Origin of the sequence: Streptomyces sp. 135, assembly GCF_020026305.1 — a bacterium.
In the GTDB taxonomy this organism is placed as follows: Bacteria; Actinomycetota; Actinomycetes; order Streptomycetales; family Streptomycetaceae; genus Streptomyces.
The window spans coordinates 6,751,591-6,771,334 of sequence record NZ_CP075691.1; the positions used below are offsets into that span (position 1 = coordinate 6,751,591).

Sequence of the window (19,744 nt, forward strand, 5' to 3'; positions counted from 1 at the left end):
GCGAGGCTCGGCACGTGCGGCCGGTCCGCTCAGCCCGAGCACATCGTGCGCTCGGCCTCCTGCCACTCGCAGACGGGGCAGAGCGTGCTGCCCTTGTGGGACTCGGGGTACTCGGTGGGGGACTGGCACAGCACACAGACGGCGAAGGGGCCGTCCGCCGGGCTCGTACTCGTGCTCGCCCCCGCCGTGCTCGTGCTCGCCCCCGCCGTGCTCGTGCTCGTCCCCGCGCAGTAGTCGTCGTCTGCCATACGGTCCAGCCTAGCTCCGCGCCCCGGACGCCCGCTTCGGCCCGATCTGCTCCGACACCTTCACGAACCGGAAGCCGCGCTCACGCAGCTTCGGGATGATTGTCCGCAGCGCGCGCTCCGTCGTCGGGGCGGCGCTGCGCGTGCAGTGCATGACGACGACCGATCCCGGCCGCACTCCGTCGAGCACCTGTCGGGCCACCGCGTCGGCGTCCGTCGCGAAGGCGTCGCCGCTCACCACGTCCCACTGCACGGCGGTGACGCCGCCGGGCGCGAGCGTGCGCAGGGACCGCTCGTCGTAACAGCCCCCGGGAAAGCGGAAGTACGGCATCGGACGCTCGACGCCCGCCTTGCGGAGGGCGTCGAAGGCGCGGTCCACGTCGGCGCGCATCCGCTCCGGCGGCACGGTCGGCAGGCCGTAGCAGTCGCGGGTGAAGGCGTGGTGGCTGTACGAGTGGTTGGCCACCTCGAAGAGCGGGTCCCGGCCGATGGCCTTGGCCTGGTCGGGATACTCCTCGGCCCAGCGGCCCGTCATGAAGAAGGTCGCGGGCACCTTCAGCCGGCGCAGCGTCGCCACCAGCTCGGGATGGTCGAACCGCTCGCCCGCCGCCGCGCGCGCTCCTTGGTTCGCGGTCATGTCGGCGTCGAAGGTGAGCGCGACGGTACGGCCCTCGGTGCGGGACCCGTGGGCGAACACCGGGGTGAGTCCGGCGGGGCCGGGCGCGAGCGTGGGCGGGGCGGACGCCGCGGGTAAGCCGTAAGCCGGGTGTCGCGGGGTCGCCGGACGAGCAGCCGGCGAGGACGGTGGTCAGGGCGCCGAGGGCGCAGAGCGCGGCGCGTCTCCGTGCGGAAGTGATCACGCGGCGACGATATATGCGCAAATGCGACAAATGGGGTTATCGGTCCGCGAGGTGCGGCGCGACCACCCGTCTGCCCCCATTCTGAAGCACTCGCTTCAGAATGTGCTAGCGTCCTGACCCGCCGATTCTGAAGCACTCGCTCCAAAAAACCGTCGGCCCCTCCCTTCCCCCGTCCATCCCGGATCCCGACTCCCGAATCACGATCGGAGGACCCCCATGCCACCTGCGGTGTACATAGTGGGGCTCGGCATCTTCACCCAAGGAACCTCGGAGTTCATGCTGTCCGGCCTGCTGCTGGGCATGGCCGACGACTTGGGGGTGTCGATCCCGGACGCGGGCCTGCTCATCTCGGCCTTCGCGATCGGCATGGTCGTCGGCGCGCCGCTGCTCGCCATCGCCACCCTCAGCTGGCCCCGCCGCACGGCGCTCGTCTCGCTCCAGGCCGCCTTCGTCGTGGCGCACGTGGTCGGCGCCCTCGCGCCCGGCCACGCGGTGCTGTTCGTCTCACGCGTCGTCAGCGCCCTCGCGTACGCCGGTTACTGGGCCGTCGCCGTGGCCGCGGCGGTCGCGCTCGTCCCGGCGGCGGCCAAGGCGCGGGCGGTCGCCGTGGTGGCGGGCGGACTGACGCTCGCCACGATCGTCGGCGTCCCCGCCGGCACGGTGCTGAGTCAGTACTCCAGCTGGCGCGCCGCGTTCTGGGCGGTGGCCGCGGCCACCGGGGTGAGCCTCGTCTGCACGCTGCTCGTGGTCCCCGGCGGCCGCCCCGAGGGCGAGCGGCCCTCGGTCAGGGCCGAGCTGCGGGGCATGGCCCGGCCGCAACTGTGGCTCTCGTACGCCGTCACGGCCTTCGCCTTCGGGGCGGTCATCGTCACCTTCAGCTATCTGGCGGCGCTCCTGACCGAGGTCAGCGGGGTCCCGGAAGGGTGGGTGCCGGTGATCCTCGCCCTGTTCGGCGTCGGCGGCCTCGCGGGCATCGTGATCGGCGGACGCACCGGCCAGACGCGGCCCCTCGGCACGCTGGGCCTCGGGCTCGGCGCCCTCGCCGTGTTCTCCGCGCTGCTCGCCCTGACCGCGCAGGTGACGGCCGTGGTGGTCGTGCTGGTCGCGTTCAACGTCGGCAACACCGTGGCCCCGCTGCTCGGCGGCCTGACCATCGACGCCGGATACGGCTACGCCTCGGTGGCCTGGGTCGGCTCGGGCCTGGCCGTGGCGGGAGCGGCCGGCGTGCTGTGGGCGGCGCACCTCCAGCGCTCGGAGCCGAGACGGGCGGGGACGCAGGCGCGTACGACCGTGATCTCCCCCGAGCCGGCCAAGGCGAGGCCGTGAGCATCGGCGCGCGGCGGTAGCCGCTCGTGAAGCCCCCGTGCCCCATCCCCAGGAAGCCCCCCCCGCGGCCCGCGCTCAGGAGACCCCCATGACCCGCCCCCAGGAAACCCGTGAAACCGGCGCCCAGGAGACCCCCGTGACCCCCGCCCAGCAAACCCCCGCCACCCGCATCAGGGTGACCGCCGACCCCGACTGGTACGAACCGGCCGGCATCTCGCTCGGGATCCGCGTCGGTGGCCTCGTCTTCACCTCGGGGCAGGTGCCGATCGACGCGTACGGTGTCACCGTCGGTGTCGGCCACTTCGAGGCGCAGGCCCGGCAGGCGCTTGCCAATCTCGCCACCGTGCTCGCCCACGGGGGCTCCGGTCTCGACCGGCTGGTCAAGCTCACCGTGTTCGTCACCGACATGGCCCACCAGGACGTCTTCGCCGAACTGCGCGCGGAGCACTACGCCGCGCCGTTCCCCGCCGAGTCCTTCGTCCAGGTCGCCGCGCTCGCCGACCCCGAGTGGCTGATCGAGATCGAGGCGATCGGCGCCGTCGGGTGAGGGGCGCGAGTTTTGTGAGCACGTTCCAAAACGTCTACTGTGGGGGCCATGGCCAGGCCACGAGAGTTCAACGAGGACCGCGTCGTCACCGCGGCCATGGAGACGTTCTGGCGCCACGGGTACGAGGGCACCTCGACGCGCGACCTGTGCGACAGCACCGGCCTCGGGCCTTCGAGCCTCTACAACACCTTCGGCGGCAAGCGGCAGCTCTACCTCCGTGCCCTTGAGCGCTACCACGACACCGCCACCGCAGAACAGGTCGAGATCCTCCGCGGCCCGGGCCCGGCGAAGGAGCGCCTGCGCGCCATGATGCTGCACGCCGTCGACACCGACCTCGACGAGGCGGACGGACGCGGCTGCTTCGCGATCAACGCCGCCGTCGAGGCCGCAGGGCTCGACCCCGAGGTCAGGGGCGCCGTGCGGCGCAGCTTCGACCGGGTCGAGGAGGAGCTGCGCGCGGTCGTGGAGGAGGGGCGGGGCGCGGGCGAGATCCGCTCCACCGGCGACGCGCGGACCGTGGCCCGCCGGGTGCAGAGCACCTACTACGGGCTGCGCGTCCTCAGCCGCGTGCACGACGACCGCGAGACCCTGCTCGCCACGGTGGACGGCGCGCTCGCCGACCTCTGACACGCGCCGCGCTGACGTACCGCTCACGCGGCCCCGGTGTCCGTTCATCGGATGTTGATCGCCTCCCTGCACGCTCCGCTGGTCCACGTGAACCAGCGGAAACGACCGGAGGTATGTGCATGAAGATCGTCCGTTCGCTCAAGAAGAGGATCACCGGGGAGAAGAGCCTGAAGGCGTACGCCTGGTACCACTGGTACTAAACCGGCGAACCGTCCCTCAGAGCCGCGTCCGGCGTGCCCGAGCGGCCGCCGGACGCGGGCCGCCCGCCCCTGGAGACCACCGATGCCCCTCTCCGGTACCGACCGGTTCGCCCGGACCACCGTCTTCACGCCCCGACTCCACGCCCTGCTGCGCGACCACCGAGGCGAGGACGTGTTCCGCCTGGACGCCGACACGATGGGCGTCGCCGGACCCGAGCTCACCGACCGGATCCTCGCCGCCCGGCCGGCCACGGAACATGAACGCCCGACCTTCAAGCCGCTGCACGGCCGCTCCATCTCCCGCCCCGAGGCATCGGGCGTCATGCGGGCGATCGGCCGCGACGTACGCGCCGCGCTGCGCGTACCCGTGCCGGGCGGGACCGACCTGACCGGCGTGTGGCCGCACGTCGGCCACGTCCACCTGCGCGACCTGATCCTCGGCGCCGACCCCTACCGGCTGCGCGTCCTCATGGACCGCACTCTGGAGCTGACGCCCAAACTGACCTGGACCGTCATCGCGGCCGGTGCGGCGCTGCCCGGCCGGCTCCGCCCCGGAGCGCCCGTGACCGCGATCGCCGGGCTGACCGCCGACGCCGCGAACTACAGCGACCGGCGGTACGCGATGGGCCTGTACCGGCGGGCCGCGGCCCCTGTCTGCTTCACCGTCTCCATGCTCGTCGCGAACGCGTACTGGCTCGGGGCGCCTTTCGACGACGACACGCCGAACGAGCACATTCTGTACGAGGCGATGCGGCTGCTGCCGCCCTCCTGGAACATCCTGCGCAACGCGTCCCCGGAGTACCCCGCCCTCGACGCCCGCATCGGTGCCGGCGACGACGTCCTGCTGCTGCCGCTGCTCAGCCACCGCGACCCGGCGCTCTGGGACGAACCCGACACGTTCCGTCCGGAGCGCTGGGCCACCCTCGACCCCGACGACCACCCCGGCTACCTCCCCTTCGGGCACGCCTCCGAACGCTGCTGGGGACGGCACATGGTGATGCCGCTGGCCGAGATGCTGCTCGACATCCTGCGCGCCGACGGGGTGACGGTCGACGCCCGGCAGACCACCGCGAAGGTGCCGCTCGCGGGGCTGCTCGGCGTCGACAAGGTGCGGCTGGTGCGGCGCGGTTAGCGGCCCGGGACAGCTGGTCCGCCGCGACGGAACAGGCCCGTCCAGAGGAAGGGTTCGCCGAAGAGCGCGGAGTCCGCGGGCTCGTCGCGCATGCGGCGCACCTCCACCTCCGTCAGGTCGCGGAAGATCCGCCGCAGCGACTCGTCCTCGTAGGCGAGGCCGCCGTGCAGCCGCGCGTCACGGTAGAAGTCCGCGTCGGGCAGCTCGGAACCCATGCCGCCCTCGCCGGCCGCGAAGCACGTGAGCGCGAAGTGGCCGCCGGGGGCCAGGACGCGGTCCAGGAGCGCGAGATAGCTGACGCGGTGGTGCGGCGGCAGGTGGTGGAAGCAGCCGGAGTCGTAGACCAGGTCGTACGGCCCCGCCAACTCCGCCCGCGTCAGCGCGAAGGCGTCGCCCTGGTGGAAGCACACGTCGACCCCCGCCTCGCGGGCGCGCTCCCCGGCCCAGGCGATGGCGGCCGGTGACAGGTCGACGGCGTCCACCTCGAAGCCGAGGGAGGCGAGGTGCAGGGCGTTGCGGCCAGGGCCGCAGCCGAGGTCGAGGGCGCGGCCCGGCGTGAGGAGGCCCCGCTCGACGTAGGAGACGAGGTTCTCGTCCGGCTTCGCCACGAAGAACGGCACCGGCTTGGTGCGGTCGGCGTAGAAGTCGTCCCACCAGGAGGCGCCGTCGGACGTCCAGCGGTCGGCCTCGGGGGCGAACAGGTCGTCGAGAAGGTCCATCACGTCGTCGGTCGTGCGGATGTCGCGGTCCATCAAGTCCCCTTTCGCGGTAGGGCAATCGTAGGTCGGCGAAAGGGGTAAGCGCAGGTCAGGCGGGGTTTGTGGGAGGCGGTGGGAGAGCCTCGGCCGCTGCCTGACGGGCCCGTGCGGAGGCTGGCCGCGGCCTCGCCCGGCCCCCCCCAAACGCCGCCCGCACGCCCGCCGAAGGGCCGCACGGGGCCTTTCCGGACGTCGCCGGAGCGGGTTTTCCGAGGGGGACGAGGGAAACGAACGGACGTGTTCACGCGAAGTATCCCCAGAAGTAACCGCGGCTGATTGGATGTTCGAGCGCCCGAACGGGGGCGCCTTCCGCACCATCCGGAACAGCTGCAACCACCCCCCACCCTCAGGAGTCTCCGTGCCGCACTCAGCGCTGCGCAGGTCCCACGCGGCGGCGGTCGCCACCGCGCTCGCCGCCGCCACCCTCGCCGCCGTCGCCCCGGCCGCGACCGCCGCCGACGGGTCCGCCGCGACCCCCTCGCTCAAGGTGCTCACGTACAACACGTTCCTGTTCAGCAAGACGCTCTACCCCAACTGGGGCCAGGACCACCGCGCCAGGGCCATACCGGCGGCACGCTTCTTCGGTGGGCAGGACGTCGTCGTGCTCCAGGAGGCGTTCGACAACTCCTCCTCCGACGCGCTGAAGGCCGCCGCCAAGGAGCGCTATCCGCACCAGACCCCCGTGATGGGCCGAGGCAAGGACGGCTGGGACGCCACCGGCGGCGCGTACTCCTCCGTGACGCCCGAGGACGGCGGCGTGACGGTCCTCAGCAAGTGGCCGGTCCAGCGCAAGGAGCAGTACGTCTACAAGGACGCCTGCGGCTCCGACGCGTACTCCAACAAGGGCTTCGTCTATGCCGTGCTGGACGTGAACGGCACCCGGGCGCACGTGGTGGGCACGCACGCCCAGTCCACCGACCCGGGCTGCGGCAGCGGCGAGGCGGCCGCGACGCGCGCCAAGCAGTTCAAGGAGATGGACGCCTTCCTCGACGCCAAGAACATCCCGGCAAACGAACAGGTCATCGTGGCGGGCGACTTCAACGTCGACACGCACAGCCCGGAGTACGCCTCGATGCTCGCGGACGGCGGCTTCGTCCCGGCCGACGCGCGCACGGGCCACCCGTACTCCTTCGACACCCGGGACAACTCGATCGCCGTCGAGCGCTACCCCGACGACCCCCGCGAGGACCTGGACCACATCCTGCACCGCAAGGGCCACGCCCGCCCCGCCACCTGGCACAACAACGTGCTCAAGGAGCAGAGCGCGCCCTGGACGGTCTCCAGCTGGGGCACGAAGTACACGTACACGAATCTCTCGGACCACTACCCCGTGACGGCGTACTGATCACCGGGCGCCCGGCGGGGACACGAGAACCGTGCCCCCGCCGGACGTGCCGCTACTTGTGCCAGGGCCCCGTCACGGCGAACGTCGTGCCGGGGGTGTAGCAGTTGACGTACATCGTGTCGTGGTCGGGGGAGAACGTGACGCCCGCGAACTCGCCCCACTCGGGCTTCTCGGGGGTGCCGATGGTCTGGCGGTTGCGGGCCATCGCGTAGACCTCGCCGCGCCGCGTGAGGCCGTAGACGTGCTGCGCGCCGTCGCCGTCCTCGCACACCATCAGGCCGCCGCTGGGCGCCAGGCAGATGTTGTCGGGGGACTCGCCGGGCAGCTGGATGTCCGTGCTCGGGCCGAAGACGATGACGAGGGTGAGGCGGCGCTTGGCCGGGTCGTACCGCCAGATCTGGCCGAAGTGGTCGCCCGCCGAGCCCTCCGCGCTGCGCGCGAAGGACGAGACGAAGTAGACGGACGAACCGCCCCAGTAGCAGCCCTCCAGCTTCTGCGCGTGCGTGATGCCCTTCGGCCCGAAATCCTGGTGGCGGATGGGGGTTTGCGTGGCCAGCGGGTCCGGGACGTCGACCCACTCGATGCCGTCGAAGCGCGCGCCCGTCTCCTGGATGGAGGACAGGTCCGGTACGCCCGGCACGCGCATCGCCTGGAGCCTGCCGCCCGCACGCAGCGAACCGCGGCCGCCCCCCGGCTTCGCGGGCAGGAAGCGGTAGAAGAGACCGAACGGCTTCTGGAAGGCGTCCTCGGTCTCGTAGACGACGCCGCGCCGGGGGTCGACGGCGATGGCCTCGTGCTGGAAGCGGCCCATCGCGGTGAGCGGCACGGCGCCGGTGCGGCGCGGGTCCACCGGGTCGACCTCGAAGATGAAGCCGTGGTCCTTGGTGTAGCCGTTCGTGCCGGCCTTGTCCTCGGTCTCCTCGCAGGTGAGCCAGGTGCCCCAAGGGGTCGGCCCGCCCGCGCAGTTCACCGCCGTCCCGGCGATCGCGACGCGTTCGTCCAGGACGTTGTCTCTCCGGTCCAGGGCCAGCGCCGTACAGCCGCCCTTGGCGGCCCGGTCGTAGGTGAGGCCTTCGACCGTCGGTACGCCGATCTTGCCGGTGACGCGGTTCTCGTGGTTGCGCACGAGGTGGACGCCGCCGCCCTTGCCCGGGAAGGCGGCCATGCCGTCGTGGTTGCTGGGCACCTTGCCCTCGCCCGACCGGAGTTCGTCGCCCTCGCGGGAGAGGACCCGGTAGCGGAAACCTTTCGGCAGGTCGAGCAGGCCCTTGGGGTCGGGGACGAGGGGGCCGTATCCGGCCTTTCCGTGCGCGGCCGCGGTGCCCGCGAAGAGTTCGGAGAGCGCGCCGGTGAAGGCGATTCCCGCGCCTACGGCACCGGTGCGGGCCAGAACCTGACGTCGAGTGGCAGACATGATGGGCAACCTCCTGCTGGCGGACAGGAATATGACCGGATGTGTGTACCACGTGCCTTGGTGCGCGGGAACCACGCGCGGAGAGATCGGTTCGGCGTGGCGGCGGCGCGGCAGCCCCCTGCCGCGCACCGGCTACGCGTGCACGAGCCCCTTGGCGTCACGGGCGAGCGCCGTGAGCCGCGATATGGCGCGGAAGTACTTCTTGCGGTACCCGCCGTTCAGCATCTCCTCGCTGAACAGCTGGTCGAAGGGCACACCGGAGGCCAGCACCGGCACCTCCCGGTCGTACAGCCGGTCGGCGAGCACCACGAGGCGCAGCGCGGTCGACTGGTCGGGCACCGGCGTCACCTCCGTGAGGCAGACGGCCGTGAGCTGGTCGGTCAGCGCGCCGTAGCGGCTCGGGTGGACCTTGGCCAGGTGTGCGAGCAGGTGCGGGAAGTCGTCGAGGGAGGCGCCCGCGGTCGCGTACGCCGCCTTGGTGACCTGCTCCTCCGAATACGGGGCGGGAGCCTCCGGAAGACCGCGGTGGCGGTAGTCCTCGCCGTCGATGCGCAACGCCGTGAAGTGCGCGGACAGGCCCTGGATCTCCCGCATGAAGTCGGTGGCGGCGAACCGGCCCTCGCCGAGCTTGCCCGGCAGCGTGTTCGAGGTCGCGGCCAGTGCCACGCCCTGCTCGACGAGCTTGGCGAGCAGCGAGGAGACGAGCACCGTGTCACCCGGGTCGTCGAGCTCGAACTCGTCGATGCAGAGCAGCCGGTGGTCACTGAGCGTGCGCACCGTCTGCTGGAAGCCGAGTGCCCCCACCAGGTTCGTCAGCTCGACGAAGGTGCCGAACGCCTTCTGCTCGGGCGCCGCGGGCGTCGCGTGCCAGAGGGAGGCGAGGAGGTGGGTCTTGCCGACGCCGTAGCCACCGTCGAGGTAGACGCCGCGCGGTCCCGTGGGCGCGGGCGCCTTCTTCTGGAACCAGCGCTTCTTGCCCGCCCCCGAGGCGTGCGCCCCGCCGAGCCCGGCCGCGAAGCCGCTCAGGACGCGGACGGCCTCGGTCTGGCTGGGCTGGTTCGGGTCCGGGATGTACGTGTCGAAGCGGACCGCGTCGAAGCGCGGCGGCGGCACCATCTCGGCGACCAGACGGCCGGCGGGGACGTGGGGCTCGCGGGCGCACAGGGACTGCGGAGCCACGTCGGGGAGGGAGCTGGGCCCGGAGGCGGTGGTGGAGGGCGACACGGTTCCCCAGTTTAGGGGGCGTGCGAGACTGCGGATATGCGACGCCTGTTCCCTGTGACCGACCAGACAGCCGACCAGACAGCCGACCGGACGGCAGACGCCGCCGACGCCGTGGGTGCGAGCGGTACGAGCGCCGCGGCCGCGCGGGACTGGAGCCTCGACGAGCTGGCCGAGGCCTACGCCTACCCCCCGGGGGTGCTCGCCGGGGAGGCGACCTGGCTGCGCGCCAACATGGTGTCCACGCTCGACGGCGCCGCCCAGCACGACGGCCGCTCCCAGCCCATCTCCAACGACACCGACATGCGGATCTTCGGCACCCTGCGCGGGCTCGCCGACGCCGTGGTCGTGGGAGCGGAAACGGTACGCCTGGAGGGCTACCGCCCGCCGCGCGCGCGTGAGGCCTTCGCGGCGCGCAGGGCCGCGGCCGGGCAGACCCCGGCGCCCGCCATCGCGGTCGTCAGCGCGAGCCTCGACCTGGATTTCTCGCTTCCGCTTTTCACGGAGCCGCTGACGCCCACCCTCGTGGTGACCGGCGCCGCCGCGCCCGCCGACAGGGTCACCGCCGCCGAGCGGGCGGGCGCCGTCGTGGTGATCGCCGGGGAGGGCGCGACCGTGGACCCGGCGCGTGTGGCGCCCGCCCTTGCGGAGCGGGGGCTGACCCGGCTGCTCACCGAGGGCGGGCCGCGCCTGCTCGGGCAGTTCGTGGCCGCGGGGGCGCTGGACGAGCTCTGCCTGACGGTCTCGCCGATGCTCACCGCCGGGGACGCGCAGCGGATCGCGGGCGGGCACGCGCTGGCCACCCCCGATCAATTCGTACTTACGTCCGTACTAGAGGAAGCCGGGTTCCTTTTCACCCGATACCGTCGTAGCTGAGCATCAGCGGAATCAGTCGTTCCGTTTGTCTTTCGCCGGGCACACTAGATCTCGCAGACCCCCGTGCGGCCACGGGGCAGGATGGTTTCCGCAAGGGCCTCAGGACGGCCCACGGATGAGAAGGGCGCCTGTCGTGTTCACAAGCGTATTGATGATCGAGAAGGCCCTGACGTCCGCCGACGTGGAATTCGTCACCACCTTGCACGGTGACGAGCCGGTCACCTTCCACGTGCTGCTCCAGCCCCGGGGCGATCAGGCGGACCGGCTGCTGCGGGCCATCGACGACGTCGCCCTGGGCGAGCTCGACGAGGCGGCACGCGAGGGAGAGACCCCCGAGGGGGCGGACGCGGCGGCCCTCGGCGAGCAGGCGCTGCGGGTATCCCTGGCGGCGCTGCACGCGGCGGGCTGCGAGGCGCAGGGGCGGCTGATCGAGGACCACCCGCTGGACGCCCTGCGGACCCTGGTCGACGAGGCGGACGCCGACGAGGTGATCGTGCTGACCGACCCGCACTACGTGGAGGAGTTCTTCCACCGGGACTGGGCCTCGCGGGCGCGGCACAAGGTGGGCGTGCCGGTCCTCAAGCTGTTCTCGCACAGCGAGGCGTGACGCTTCGCTGTGCGGGGGCGGTTTCTTTGTCCTGCGGGTTCGTGGGGGCTGGTCGCGCAGTTCCCCGCGCCCCTTCGGGGCGCCCCTGGCGGCGCGCGATGTCGTCCTCCACGCAGGGAATAGGCTGGGGCCTTCACCGTCGTACGAACGCGACACCGTCGCACCACCCAGGGGAGACACACGCATGGCACCCGGCCTGCCCCAGTCCATGGCCGACATGGACCGACCGCACTTCATCGGCATCGGCGGCGCCGGAATGTCGGGCATCGCGAAGATCCTGGCCCAGCGCGGCGCCAAGGTCGCGGGCAGTGACGCCCGGGAGTCCGCCACGGCCGAGGCGCTGCGGGCGCTCGGCGTCACGGTCCACATCGGGCACGACGCCGCGCACCTCGCGTCCGACGCGACCTGCGTCGTCGTCTCCTCCGCGATCCGCGCCGACAACCCCGAGCTGGCCCGCGCCGCCGAGCTCGGCATCCCCGTGGTGCACCGCTCGGACGCCCTGGCCTCCCTGATGAACGGCCGGCGCCCGATCGCCGTGGCGGGCACGCACGGCAAGACCACGACGACGTCGATGCTCGCCGTCACGCTCGCCACCCTCGGCCTCGCCCCGTCGTACGCGATCGGCGGCGACCTGGACGTGCCGGGGTCGAACGCCCTGCACGGCGAGGGCGACATCTTCGTCGCCGAGGCCGACGAGAGCGACCGCAGCTTCCACAAGTACGCGCCCGAGGTCGCCATCGTCCTCAACGTGGAGCTCGACCACCACGCCAACTACGCGTCGATGGACGAGATCTACGAGTCCTTCGAGATCTTCGCGGGCAAGGTCGTCCCCGGCGGCACGCTGGTGATCTCGGCGGACCAGGCGGGCGCCGTCGAGCTGACCAAGCGCGTGCGGGACCTGGGCGAGCTGAAGGTCGTCACGTACGGCGAGTCCGAGGGCGCCGACCTGCGTATCCACAAGATCACCGCGCGCGGCCTGACCAGCGAGGTCACCGTTCTCCTCGACGGCAAGCTGCTGACCTTCACGGTCTCGGTGCCCGGCCGCCACTACGCGAACAACGCGGTCGCCGCCCTCGCGGCGGGCATCGCCCTCGGCATCCCGTCCCGGAACCTCGCGGGCGCCCTGAAGTCGTACACCGGCGTCAAGCGCCGCCTCCAGCTCAAGGGCGAGGCCGCGGGCGTGCAGGTCATCGACTCGTACGCGCACCACCCGACGGAGATGACGGCCGACCTGGAGGCGATGCGCTCCGCCGCGGGCGACTCCCGCATCCTCGTCCTCTTCCAGCCCCACCTCTTCTCGCGCACCCAGGAACTGGGCACCGAGATGGGCCAGACCCTCGCCCTCGCCGACTCCTCCGTGGTCCTCGACATCTACCCGGCCCGCGAGGACCCGATCCCCGGCGTCACCAGCGCCCTGATCATCGACGCGGCCCGCGCGGCGGGCGCCGAGGTGGCGGCCGCGGCGGACAAGGACGCGGCCGTGGCGGCGATCGCGGGAATGGCGAAGCCCGGTGATCTCGTTCTGACCATGGGAGCGGGCGACGTCACGGACCTCGGCCCGCGGATCCTGGCCCACTTGTCGAAGTAAGGGGATGTCACCCATGGCGTACGACGTCGAGAAGCCGGACGAGCAGTGGCGGGCGGAGCTGACCCCCTCGGAGTACGCGGTGCTGCGCCAGGCCGGCACGGAACCCGCCTTCGTCGGTGAGTACACGGACACCAAGACCAAGGGTGTCTACTCCTGCCGCGCGTGCGGCGCGGAGCTGTTCACCTCGGCGGAGAAGTTCGAGTCGCACTGCGGCTGGCCGAGCTTCTTCGACCCGAAGGACACGGACGCGGTCGAACTGCTCCAGGACACCTCGCACGGCATGGTGCGCACGGAGGTGCGGTGTGCGCGGTGCGGGTCGCACCTCGGCCATGTCTTCGAGGGCGAGGGGTATCCGACGCCGACGGATCAGCGGTACTGCATCAACTCGATCTCGCTGCGGCTCACGGCGGACGAGGGCTGAGCGAGGCACGGCTGGTGAGCACGGCGGCGGGATCACCGCCGCCGTGCGGGCGTGCGCGGTCAGGCGCGGGGCCCTCCCGGGTGGGGAGCGGCGGTGTGAGCGGGGCTCTTGGACGCGGTCGTCTCCGCGGATTCACTGAACACCGATGGCATGCAAATGAGTGCGGCCATGGCGAGTACGAAAAGGCCGACAGCGACGGTGGAAAGGGTGCGCTTCGTGCGGCCCCTGTGGTGCGATCGTGCCATGTGCGGACTAACTCCCAGCTACTGAATCTACGGATTGGCGGAAGGCTTTCCTCCGCCTGCCGGGATCTTGTACTAAAGCCAATCGCCTGGCAAGCCCGCGGAAAGAATTCGTGATCCGCCCGCTGGTCGGCGCCCGTTCTGATAATGCGAGGCGGACCTACACCCGCTCGCCGGGCTTTCCATCCGGAATGCTTGATTCCGCTCTGATCCCCGCCAACGTGGCCCGCGCCCGAGCCGCCTCGTCCGCCGCTCCCGTGCGCTCGGCCACGGCCACCGCCACGGCGAGGTGGTCCGCCGCCGACGCCGTGCGGCCCAGGCGGTGCTCGGCCGCCCCCAGACCGTGCAGGGCCTGCGCTTCCTCGTGTGCCGAGCCGATGCTCCGCGCAAGATCCAGGGCGCGGGAGTGATGATCCGCCGACTCCTCGAAGCGGGCCGCCGCGTGCAGGGCGAGGCCCATTCCGTGCAGGGTTATCGACGCATTGCGCCGGTCTCCCAGACGCTGAAAAGCGCTGAGGGAATCCTGGTACAGGTCGAGCATGGCAGGGAGTTCCCGCGGGGAATCCATGGTATTGGCGAGATTGACCTGCGCCATGGCATGCTCCGCGGCGGTGCCGGAAACCGCGAGTAGTTTCCGCGCCTCCTGGAGGTATTTCCGCGCGGATTCCCTTTCGCCGATGTGCAGCTTGAGATCCGACAGATTATTGAGCACATGGGCCTCTTCATGCGCGTCGCCCGCCGTGCGGAACATGTCGAGCGCCGAATGGAAATGATCACGGGCGGCCGTGAAATCACCCAGGTACAGGTGCGTGATGCCGAGGTTGTTGCGCGATCGCGCGATCTGCCACGGATCATCCGCACGTGTCCGCAGCGCGAGGGTCTCCTCCTGGTCGGCGAGCGCCTCCGGCAGGTGGCCGAGGTTCCACAGCAGTACGCCCCGCGCGTGGAGCACCTCCGCCACCGCCGTGTCGCCGATGGTCCGCGCCGTGCGCAACGCTCGCCCGAGGACGGTCAGGGCCTGGGCGTACTGTCCGCTCCGTGACAGCGCCGTGCCCTGGTCGACCAGGGCGTACACCTCGGCCTCCGGGTGGGCGACGGTCCGCCAGTGCTCCGCGGCCGCCCGGTGCATGCCCTGGGTGTCGGCCGAGTGCCGCTCCTCCAGCAGGAAGCCCGCGAGGGATCCGGCGAGCAGCGCCGCCTCGTGCGGCCGGCCGTGCGCCCGGCAGTGGCGTTCCGCCGCGATCAGCGCGGAGCACTCCGAGGTCAGCCAGCGCCGGGCGTCGGCGGCGCCGCTCCACGCGGGTATCCGGTAGGCGCAAAGGCGGCGGGGAAGGTGCGGACGCGGGCGGCGCGGGGCGATGAGCCGGTCCGCCGCGTCGGATGCCTGTACGTAGAAATCGATCAATCGGCGCAGGGCGCTTTCCCGTTCGGCGGGCCCCAGTTCGGATGCCGCCAGCATGCGCGAGTATTCCCCGAGAAGATCATGAGTGGTGTATCGGTCGGGTGCCGGTTCCTGAATGAGATGGGCGTCGAGGAGGCCTTCGAGGGTGCGCTCCGCGTGGTCGAATGCGAGATCGGTGAGCGCGGCCGTGCTGAACGCGTCGTAATCCGTGCCGAGTTGCAGGCCGAGAAGTCGGAAAACGGATCTTTCCTCGGGGTGGAGCGTGGAGTAGGAGACCTCGAAGGCGCGGGCCATCTCCTGGTTGCCGTCGCGGATCTCGCGCAGTCTGCCGTGCCCGTGGGTGAGCCGGTGCAGCAGGTGGCCGGTCGTCCAGGAGGGGCGGGAGGCCAGGCGTCTCGCGGCGATCTCGGTGGCCAGCGGAAGCCGTCCGCAGAGCCGGACGATGGCGGCGACCTCGCGGACGCGCGGCGTGCGGCCCTCACCGGCCAGCTCCCGGAACAGGGCGACGGCGTCCTCCTCGGGGAGTACGTCGAGCAGGACCGGCCGGACTCCGGGCAGCCCGGAGAGCCTGCGGCGGCTGGTGACGATCATCAGCGAGGGGGAGGGGCCGGGGAGCAGGGGTTTCACGTGCTCGGGGTCGGCCACGTCGTCCAGGACGATGACGGCGCGGCGGTGGCTGAGCAACGTACGCCAGAGGCTGACGAGTTCGTCGAGCCGGCCCGGCAGGTCCGACGCGGGAACCCCGAGCATGCGCAGCAGCGCCCCGAGGGCGGACGTGGCGCAGAGGGGGGTGCGGCCCGGGGAGTGGGCGCGCAGGTCGAGGTGGAGCTGGCCGTCGGGGAACAGGGGTTCCAGGCGCCGGGCCGCGTGCAGCGCGAGCAGTGTCTTGCCGATCCCCGCCATGCCTGAGATGGCCTGCAACGCGATCACGCCGCCGTCGCCCCGCTGTGCCGCGTGGACGATGGCCGCCAACTCCTCCTCGCGGCCCACCAGTTCGGCGTGGCGCGGCAGGGTGCGCGGGGCGGTGGTGGCCGGCTCCTGGCGGGGGAGCAGCTGCCGCGCCGGGGCGCCGTTCAGCACGAGGCGGTGCAGTCGCGTGAGCGCCTCGCCCGGGTCGGTGCCGAGGCGCTCGCGCAACCGGCGGCGGACGGTGTCGTACACGTGCAGGGCTTCGGCCTGTCTGCCGCAGCCGTAGGTCGCGGTCATGAGCAGGGCGGCGAGGGTCTCGTCGCCGGGATGCCGCTCGAGGAGCGCGGCGATGTCGGGGACGAGCTCGGCGTAGTGGCCCCGGCGCAGTTCGGCCTCGATCCGGGTCAGCTGGGCGGCGAGCCGCTTCTGGGACAGGCTCGCGCGGATGCTCTCGGCCCACAGGCCGCCGAGCCCGGCCAGCGGCTCTCCGCGCCACAGGCCCGCCGCCTCCCGCAGCAGGTCGAGGGCCGCGGTGTCGTCCGCGCCGTCGGCCAGGGCGCGGGCCCGGGCGGCGATCTGCTCGAACCGGTGGCAGTCGACCTGCTCGGGGCGGACGTCGAGCAGATAGGTGTGGGCCCGCTGGACGAGCAGGTCGTCGCCGGTGCTCTCGCGCAGCCGCCGGCGGATCCGGGCCGCGTAGGTGTGCAGTCCCGCGCGCGCCTTGGCGGGCGGCGAGTCGTCCCACAGGCGGTGGATCAGGGTGTCCAGGGAGACGGGGCGGCCCGCGTCCAGGGCCAGCGCCGCCAGGACGACGCGCTCTTTCGCGGAGCCGAGGAGATCGATTCGCCCGTCGTATTCCAGGGCGACGGTTCCCAGGACGCGAATGCCGAGCTTCACGAGTGCCCCCGTCCGCCGGTCGGCCTGCGCTATGAATGAGCGTCAAAGAATCGCATGAGGTCGATATCGTTCAAATAGTGACGGTCATTCGTTCACTTCATTGGCTTGTTTTGGCTTGGTCACTCTTCTTGGTGAGGTGTTCGGTAGGGGCGTTCGGTCTGACGCGAGCGCCCTGCGGGTAGGACGCTGAAACGGTGTGAGCCGTGGATCTCGGGGGAGGCGGCGCGATGGACCAGGTGACGGCCCTGGAATTGACGGCCGCCCTGATACTGGCGGCCGCCCGGCCCAGGGCGCGGCGCGCGCTGCTCGACGCGGTGAGCGCATCGGCGGACCCCGCCACCGCCGATCTGCTCCGCGCGTGGGAGCCGGCGGAGCCGGCCGAGGACCCCGGCGAGACCGCACGGACGCTGAGCGCCGCCCTGGCGCAGCAGGCCGCGCACCGCCCGGAGCTGGCACGGGAGTTACGGCACTGGATCACCGCCACCCTCAGCCCCGCCCCCGCGCAGGCCGGCAACTCCATCGACAGGTCGGCCCGTATCCAGGGCACCGCCATCCAGGCCCACGGCATCCACGGCGACGTGCACATCCACCCCGCCCCGGCCGCCCCCGCCGCGCCCCGCGGCTTCGACGTCCCGCGCCAACTGCTGCCCGTACCGGACCACTTCACCAATCGGGTGCGCGAACTGGCCGACCTGGACCAGCGGGCGGCGGACTCACCGGGGGCGCCGGTCATCGCGGTCATCAGCGGCCCGGCCGGGGTCGGCAAGACCACGCTGGCCAGGCGCTGGCTGCTCGGCCTCGCCGACGCCTTCCCCGACGGCCAGCTCTACGCCGATCTGCGCGGCCACTCCGAGGGCGGACCCGCCCGGCCGGGGGAACTGCTCGGGCAGTTCCTGCGCGCCCTCGGGCAGGAGCGCGTCCCCGCCGACCTGGGGGAGCAGGCCGCTCTGTGGCGCTCGGCGACCGCCGGCAGCCGCATCGCCGTGCTCCTGGACAACGCGCTCAGCGCCGCGCAGGTCCGCCCGCTGCTGCCCGGTGGTGCCCGGGCGCTGACGGCGGTGACGAGCCGGGGGCGGCTGAGCGGCCTCGGCATGGACGGCGCGACGTTCCACCCGCTGGACGTGCTCGGCACCGGCGACGCGGTGGAGCTGCTCCGCCGCCGGATCGGCGCCGACCGCGTCACCCGGGAGCCCGAGGCCGCCCTGGCGGTGGCCGAGGCCTGCGCGGGCCTGCCGCTCGCCGTGTGCGTCGCGGCGGCGCGGGTGGCGTCGCGCCCGCGCCAGCCGCTGGCGGCGATGGCGGGCGCGCTGGGGGCGGTGCGGGCGGCGCGCTGGACGTGCTGCGCGTCGAGGGGGAGTACGCCGTGCGGGGCGCCCTCGACGCCTCGTACCGCCTGCTAAGCCCCGAACTCGCGCGTGGCTACCGGCGGTTGGGCCTGGCCCCCGTGCCGCTGATCGGCGTCGAGGCCGCCGCCGCGGCCTGCGCGCTGCGCACCCGGGAGGCGGACCAGCTGCTGGACGAGCTGGCCGAGGTGAACCTCCTGGAAGACCTCGGCCCCGACCCCCGCACGGGGAGCGGCCGCTACCGCTTCCACGACCTCGTCAGGGCGCACGCGGGGCAGCTCGCCGCCACACACGAGGGGCCCGCCGGCAGCGGGGCGGCGGTGCGGCGCGTCGTGGACTTCTACCTGTACGCCGCGACCGAGGCGGAGGCACTCCTCACACCCAGCCACCGGATCCTGCCGCGCCGCTACGACCGCCGCCCGGCTCCGCCCCCGCCCTTCGCCGACGCGCGCGGCGCGCTCGACTGGCTCGACACCGAACGGGCCCATCTGATGGCGGCGTTGCGTACCGCCGCCGAGCACGGCTGGCACGACACGGCGTGGATGCTCGCCGACGCCATGTGGCCGCTCTTCCTCCGCCTTCGCCCGTACGAGTTGTGGGTCGAGGCCCATGAGGTCGGGCTCGCCGCGGCCCGCCGGGCGGGGGACAGGGAGGCCGAGAGCCAGATGCTCACCTCCGGCGGCGCCGGGCTGCGCAACGCGGGTCGGCCCGACGAGGCGGTCGGCTGGTTCGGGCAGGCGCTGGAGGTGGCGCGGGAGAGAGTGGCCGCGGCGCGGGAGCAGCCCCCCGGCCCGGGTGGCCCGGACGTCCTGACGGCCGCCCACCGGGCCGAGGCGCAGGCGCTGCACGGCCTGGGGCAGTCCCACCGCCTGGCCGGCCGGCTGACCGAGGCCCTCCGCTGCTTCCGACTGGCGCTGCCGCTGCGCGAGGCGATCGGGTACACGCGCGGGGCGGCCCTGACCCGGATCTGCCTCGGCGACGTGGCGCTGGCCGCCGGACGCCCCGAGGAGGCGCTGCCCGAACTGGCCGCAGCCAGGGCCGCCCTGCTGTCCGAGGACGACCCCTACGACGCCGCCCGCGCCCTGGCCTTCCTCGGCCGGGCCGCGCTGAGGTGCGCGGGCGACGACGCGACCGCGGTGGAGGCGGCGAAGGGGCAACTGACGGAAGCCCTCGGCGAGTTCGAGGCCACCGGCTCCGTGCACTGGCAGGGCCGCGTCCTGGAGATGCTCGGCGAGGCGGCCGAGGAGCGGGGCGAGACGGAGCGGGCCAGGGCCTGGTACGGCCGCGCCCTGGCCCGCTACCGGAGTGTCAGCGCTCCTGATGTGCGGCGGCTCGAAGACCGTCTGAGTGGGCTGGGCCTGGGGGGTCTGGACTGAGGGCTTGGGCCCTCGGGGCCGCGGGTCGCTTCAGCAGCACGTCCGCGTACCACGCGCGCAACAGGGATACGACATCCCGACCCGCCAGGCCCCTCGTCTCCACCGACGGCCCGGCCCGCCGGGAGCCGCGGCGGGCGTGCGTCACCTGGGTGCCGCCCGCCCGGCGGACCACCACCAGCAGGCAGCCGGGATAGCGCTCCAGGGCGCGCAGGGCCAGCGGTGCCGTTTCCGGACAGGGGCGCGGGCGGCCCGCGTAGAGCACGTCGGCGCACTGCCGCCACTGTTCGCCTCCGGGACGGCCCGTGACGTGGCACGGCCGGGGGCAGTCGAGGCAGACGATCAACGGATCGAAAGGATCTGCCAGGTGTGCCGGGGCTGTCGAAAAGGACGGTACGACGGACACGGCGG

The 19,744-nt window shown here is 72.5% G+C and carries 16 protein-coding genes and 1 pseudogene; 11 read left to right on the forward strand and 6 right to left on the reverse strand.

Annotated features, from left to right (window positions below; genetic code table 11):
- Nucleotides 1-29: 29 nt before the first annotated feature.
- Together KKZ08_RS30370 and KKZ08_RS30375 are read right to left on the reverse strand one after the other, a co-directional pair.
- Complete coding sequence (locus KKZ08_RS30370) at nucleotides 30-248, reverse strand: hypothetical protein (protein ID WP_223777459.1); 219 nt, start codon at nucleotides 246-248, stop codon at nucleotides 30-32.
- A 10-nt stretch (nucleotides 249-258) separates the two neighbouring features.
- A pseudogene (locus tag KKZ08_RS30375) lies at nucleotides 259-1,120 on the reverse strand (polysaccharide deacetylase family protein).
- 201 nt (nucleotides 1,121-1,321) lie between these two features.
- Here KKZ08_RS30375 and KKZ08_RS30380 point away from each other — a divergent pair.
- The 4 genes from KKZ08_RS30380 (at nucleotide 1,322) to KKZ08_RS30400 (ending at nucleotide 4,937) form a co-directional block, all read left to right on the forward strand.
- On the forward strand, nucleotides 1,322-2,431 hold the full coding sequence (locus KKZ08_RS30380) for an MFS transporter (RefSeq protein WP_223777461.1): 1,110 nt from the start codon (nucleotides 1,322-1,324) through the stop codon (nucleotides 2,429-2,431).
- An 88-nt stretch (nucleotides 2,432-2,519) separates the two neighbouring features.
- Nucleotides 2,520-2,978, forward strand: a complete 459-nt coding sequence (locus tag KKZ08_RS30385) for a RidA family protein (protein ID WP_223777462.1) — start codon at nucleotides 2,520-2,522, stop codon at nucleotides 2,976-2,978.
- Nucleotides 2,979-3,026: 48 nt separating this feature from the next.
- Nucleotides 3,027-3,605, forward strand: a complete 579-nt coding sequence (locus tag KKZ08_RS30390) for a TetR/AcrR family transcriptional regulator (protein WP_223777463.1) — start codon at nucleotides 3,027-3,029, stop codon at nucleotides 3,603-3,605.
- A gap of 282 nt (nucleotides 3,606-3,887) precedes the next feature.
- Nucleotides 3,888-4,937, forward strand: a complete 1,050-nt coding sequence (locus KKZ08_RS30400) for a cytochrome P450 (protein ID WP_223777464.1) — start codon at nucleotides 3,888-3,890, stop codon at nucleotides 4,935-4,937.
- Here KKZ08_RS30400 and KKZ08_RS30405 read toward each other — a convergent pair.
- Entirely contained in the window at nucleotides 4,934-5,689 is a 756-nt protein-coding gene (locus KKZ08_RS30405) for a class I SAM-dependent methyltransferase (protein ID WP_223777465.1), read from the reverse strand. The two genes, KKZ08_RS30400 and KKZ08_RS30405, sit on opposite strands and share 4 nt — an antisense overlap.
- Before the next feature lie 364 nt (nucleotides 5,690-6,053).
- Here KKZ08_RS30405 and sph point away from each other — a divergent pair, with 364 nt between their 5' ends.
- Nucleotides 6,054-7,040, forward strand: a complete 987-nt coding sequence (sph, locus tag KKZ08_RS30410; RefSeq protein WP_223777466.1) for a sphingomyelin phosphodiesterase — start codon at nucleotides 6,054-6,056, stop codon at nucleotides 7,038-7,040.
- Nucleotides 7,041-7,092: 52 nt separating this feature from the next.
- Here the strand turns inward: sph and KKZ08_RS30415 are convergent, their stop codons facing one another.
- Both KKZ08_RS30415 and zapE read right to left on the reverse strand, forming a co-directional pair.
- On the reverse strand, nucleotides 7,093-8,454 hold the full coding sequence (locus KKZ08_RS30415; protein ID WP_223777467.1) for a PhoX family protein: 1,362 nt from the start codon (nucleotides 8,452-8,454) through the stop codon (nucleotides 7,093-7,095).
- A gap of 132 nt (nucleotides 8,455-8,586) precedes the next feature.
- Nucleotides 8,587-9,678, reverse strand: coding sequence for a cell division protein ZapE (gene zapE, locus KKZ08_RS30420; protein ID WP_223777468.1), 1,092 nt, complete (start codon nucleotides 9,676-9,678; stop codon nucleotides 8,587-8,589).
- 36 nt (nucleotides 9,679-9,714) lie between these two features.
- Between zapE and KKZ08_RS30425 the strand changes: the two genes are divergently transcribed.
- From KKZ08_RS30425 to msrB, 4 genes are all read left to right on the forward strand, one after another.
- Nucleotides 9,715-10,551: a pyrimidine reductase family protein gene (locus tag KKZ08_RS30425; protein WP_223777469.1), complete on the forward strand. Its 837-nt coding sequence runs from the start codon at nucleotides 9,715-9,717 to the stop codon at nucleotides 10,549-10,551.
- 133 nt (nucleotides 10,552-10,684) lie between these two features.
- Nucleotides 10,685-11,158 carry an indole-3-glycerol phosphate synthase gene (locus KKZ08_RS30430; protein WP_223777470.1) on the forward strand — a complete coding sequence of 158 codons (474 nt, stop codon included), beginning with the start codon at nucleotides 10,685-10,687 and terminating at the stop codon, nucleotides 11,156-11,158.
- Between the two features lie 184 nt (nucleotides 11,159-11,342).
- Complete coding sequence (murC, locus tag KKZ08_RS30435; RefSeq protein WP_223777471.1) at nucleotides 11,343-12,746, forward strand: UDP-N-acetylmuramate--L-alanine ligase; 1,404 nt, start codon at nucleotides 11,343-11,345, stop codon at nucleotides 12,744-12,746.
- Nucleotides 12,747-12,759: 13 nt separating this feature from the next.
- Nucleotides 12,760-13,167 carry a peptide-methionine (R)-S-oxide reductase MsrB gene (gene msrB, locus KKZ08_RS30440; RefSeq protein WP_223777472.1) on the forward strand — a complete coding sequence of 136 codons (408 nt, stop codon included), beginning with the start codon at nucleotides 12,760-12,762 and terminating at the stop codon, nucleotides 13,165-13,167.
- A gap of 402 nt (nucleotides 13,168-13,569) precedes the next feature.
- Here msrB and KKZ08_RS30445 read toward each other — a convergent pair whose 3' ends face one another.
- Nucleotides 13,570-16,617, reverse strand: a complete 3,048-nt coding sequence (locus KKZ08_RS30445) for an AfsR/SARP family transcriptional regulator (protein ID WP_223777473.1) — start codon at nucleotides 16,615-16,617, stop codon at nucleotides 13,570-13,572.
- A 203-nt stretch (nucleotides 16,618-16,820) separates the two neighbouring features.
- Here KKZ08_RS30445 and KKZ08_RS30450 point away from each other — a divergent pair, with 203 nt between their 5' ends.
- Both KKZ08_RS30450 and KKZ08_RS30455 read left to right on the forward strand, forming a co-directional pair.
- The gene (locus KKZ08_RS30450; protein WP_223777474.1) at nucleotides 16,821-18,017 is read left to right on the forward strand and encodes an ATP-binding protein; all 1,197 of its coding nucleotides are present in this window, start codon (nucleotides 16,821-16,823) and stop codon (nucleotides 18,015-18,017) included.
- Nucleotides 17,954-19,336 (forward strand): tetratricopeptide repeat protein, encoded by a 1,383-nt coding sequence (locus KKZ08_RS30455; RefSeq protein WP_223777475.1) that lies wholly within the window; start codon nucleotides 17,954-17,956, stop codon nucleotides 19,334-19,336. The genes KKZ08_RS30450 and KKZ08_RS30455 overlap by 64 nt, the downstream gene beginning before the upstream one ends.
- Nucleotides 19,337-19,744 lie beyond the last annotated feature (408 nt).

Coding starts and splice junctions, on each gene's coding strand:
- KKZ08_RS30370 (WP_223777459.1), bottom strand. CDS start 248: ATGGCAGACGACGACTACTGCGCGGGGACGAGCACGAGCACGGCGGGG.
- KKZ08_RS30380 (WP_223777461.1), top strand. CDS start 1,322: ATGCCACCTGCGGTGTACATAGTGGGGCTCGGCATCTTCACCCAAGGA.
- KKZ08_RS30385 (WP_223777462.1), top strand. CDS start 2,520: ATGACCCGCCCCCAGGAAACCCGTGAAACCGGCGCCCAGGAGACCCCC.
- KKZ08_RS30390 (WP_223777463.1), top strand. CDS start 3,027: ATGGCCAGGCCACGAGAGTTCAACGAGGACCGCGTCGTCACCGCGGCC.
- KKZ08_RS30400 (WP_223777464.1), top strand. CDS start 3,888: ATGCCCCTCTCCGGTACCGACCGGTTCGCCCGGACCACCGTCTTCACG.
- KKZ08_RS30405 (WP_223777465.1), bottom strand. CDS start 5,689: ATGGACCGCGACATCCGCACGACCGACGACGTGATGGACCTTCTCGAC.
- KKZ08_RS30415 (WP_223777467.1), bottom strand. CDS start 8,454: ATGTCTGCCACTCGACGTCAGGTTCTGGCCCGCACCGGTGCCGTAGGC.
- KKZ08_RS30425 (WP_223777469.1), top strand. CDS start 9,715: ATGCGACGCCTGTTCCCTGTGACCGACCAGACAGCCGACCAGACAGCC.
- murC (WP_223777471.1), top strand. CDS start 11,343: ATGGCACCCGGCCTGCCCCAGTCCATGGCCGACATGGACCGACCGCAC.
- msrB (WP_223777472.1), top strand. CDS start 12,760: ATGGCGTACGACGTCGAGAAGCCGGACGAGCAGTGGCGGGCGGAGCTG.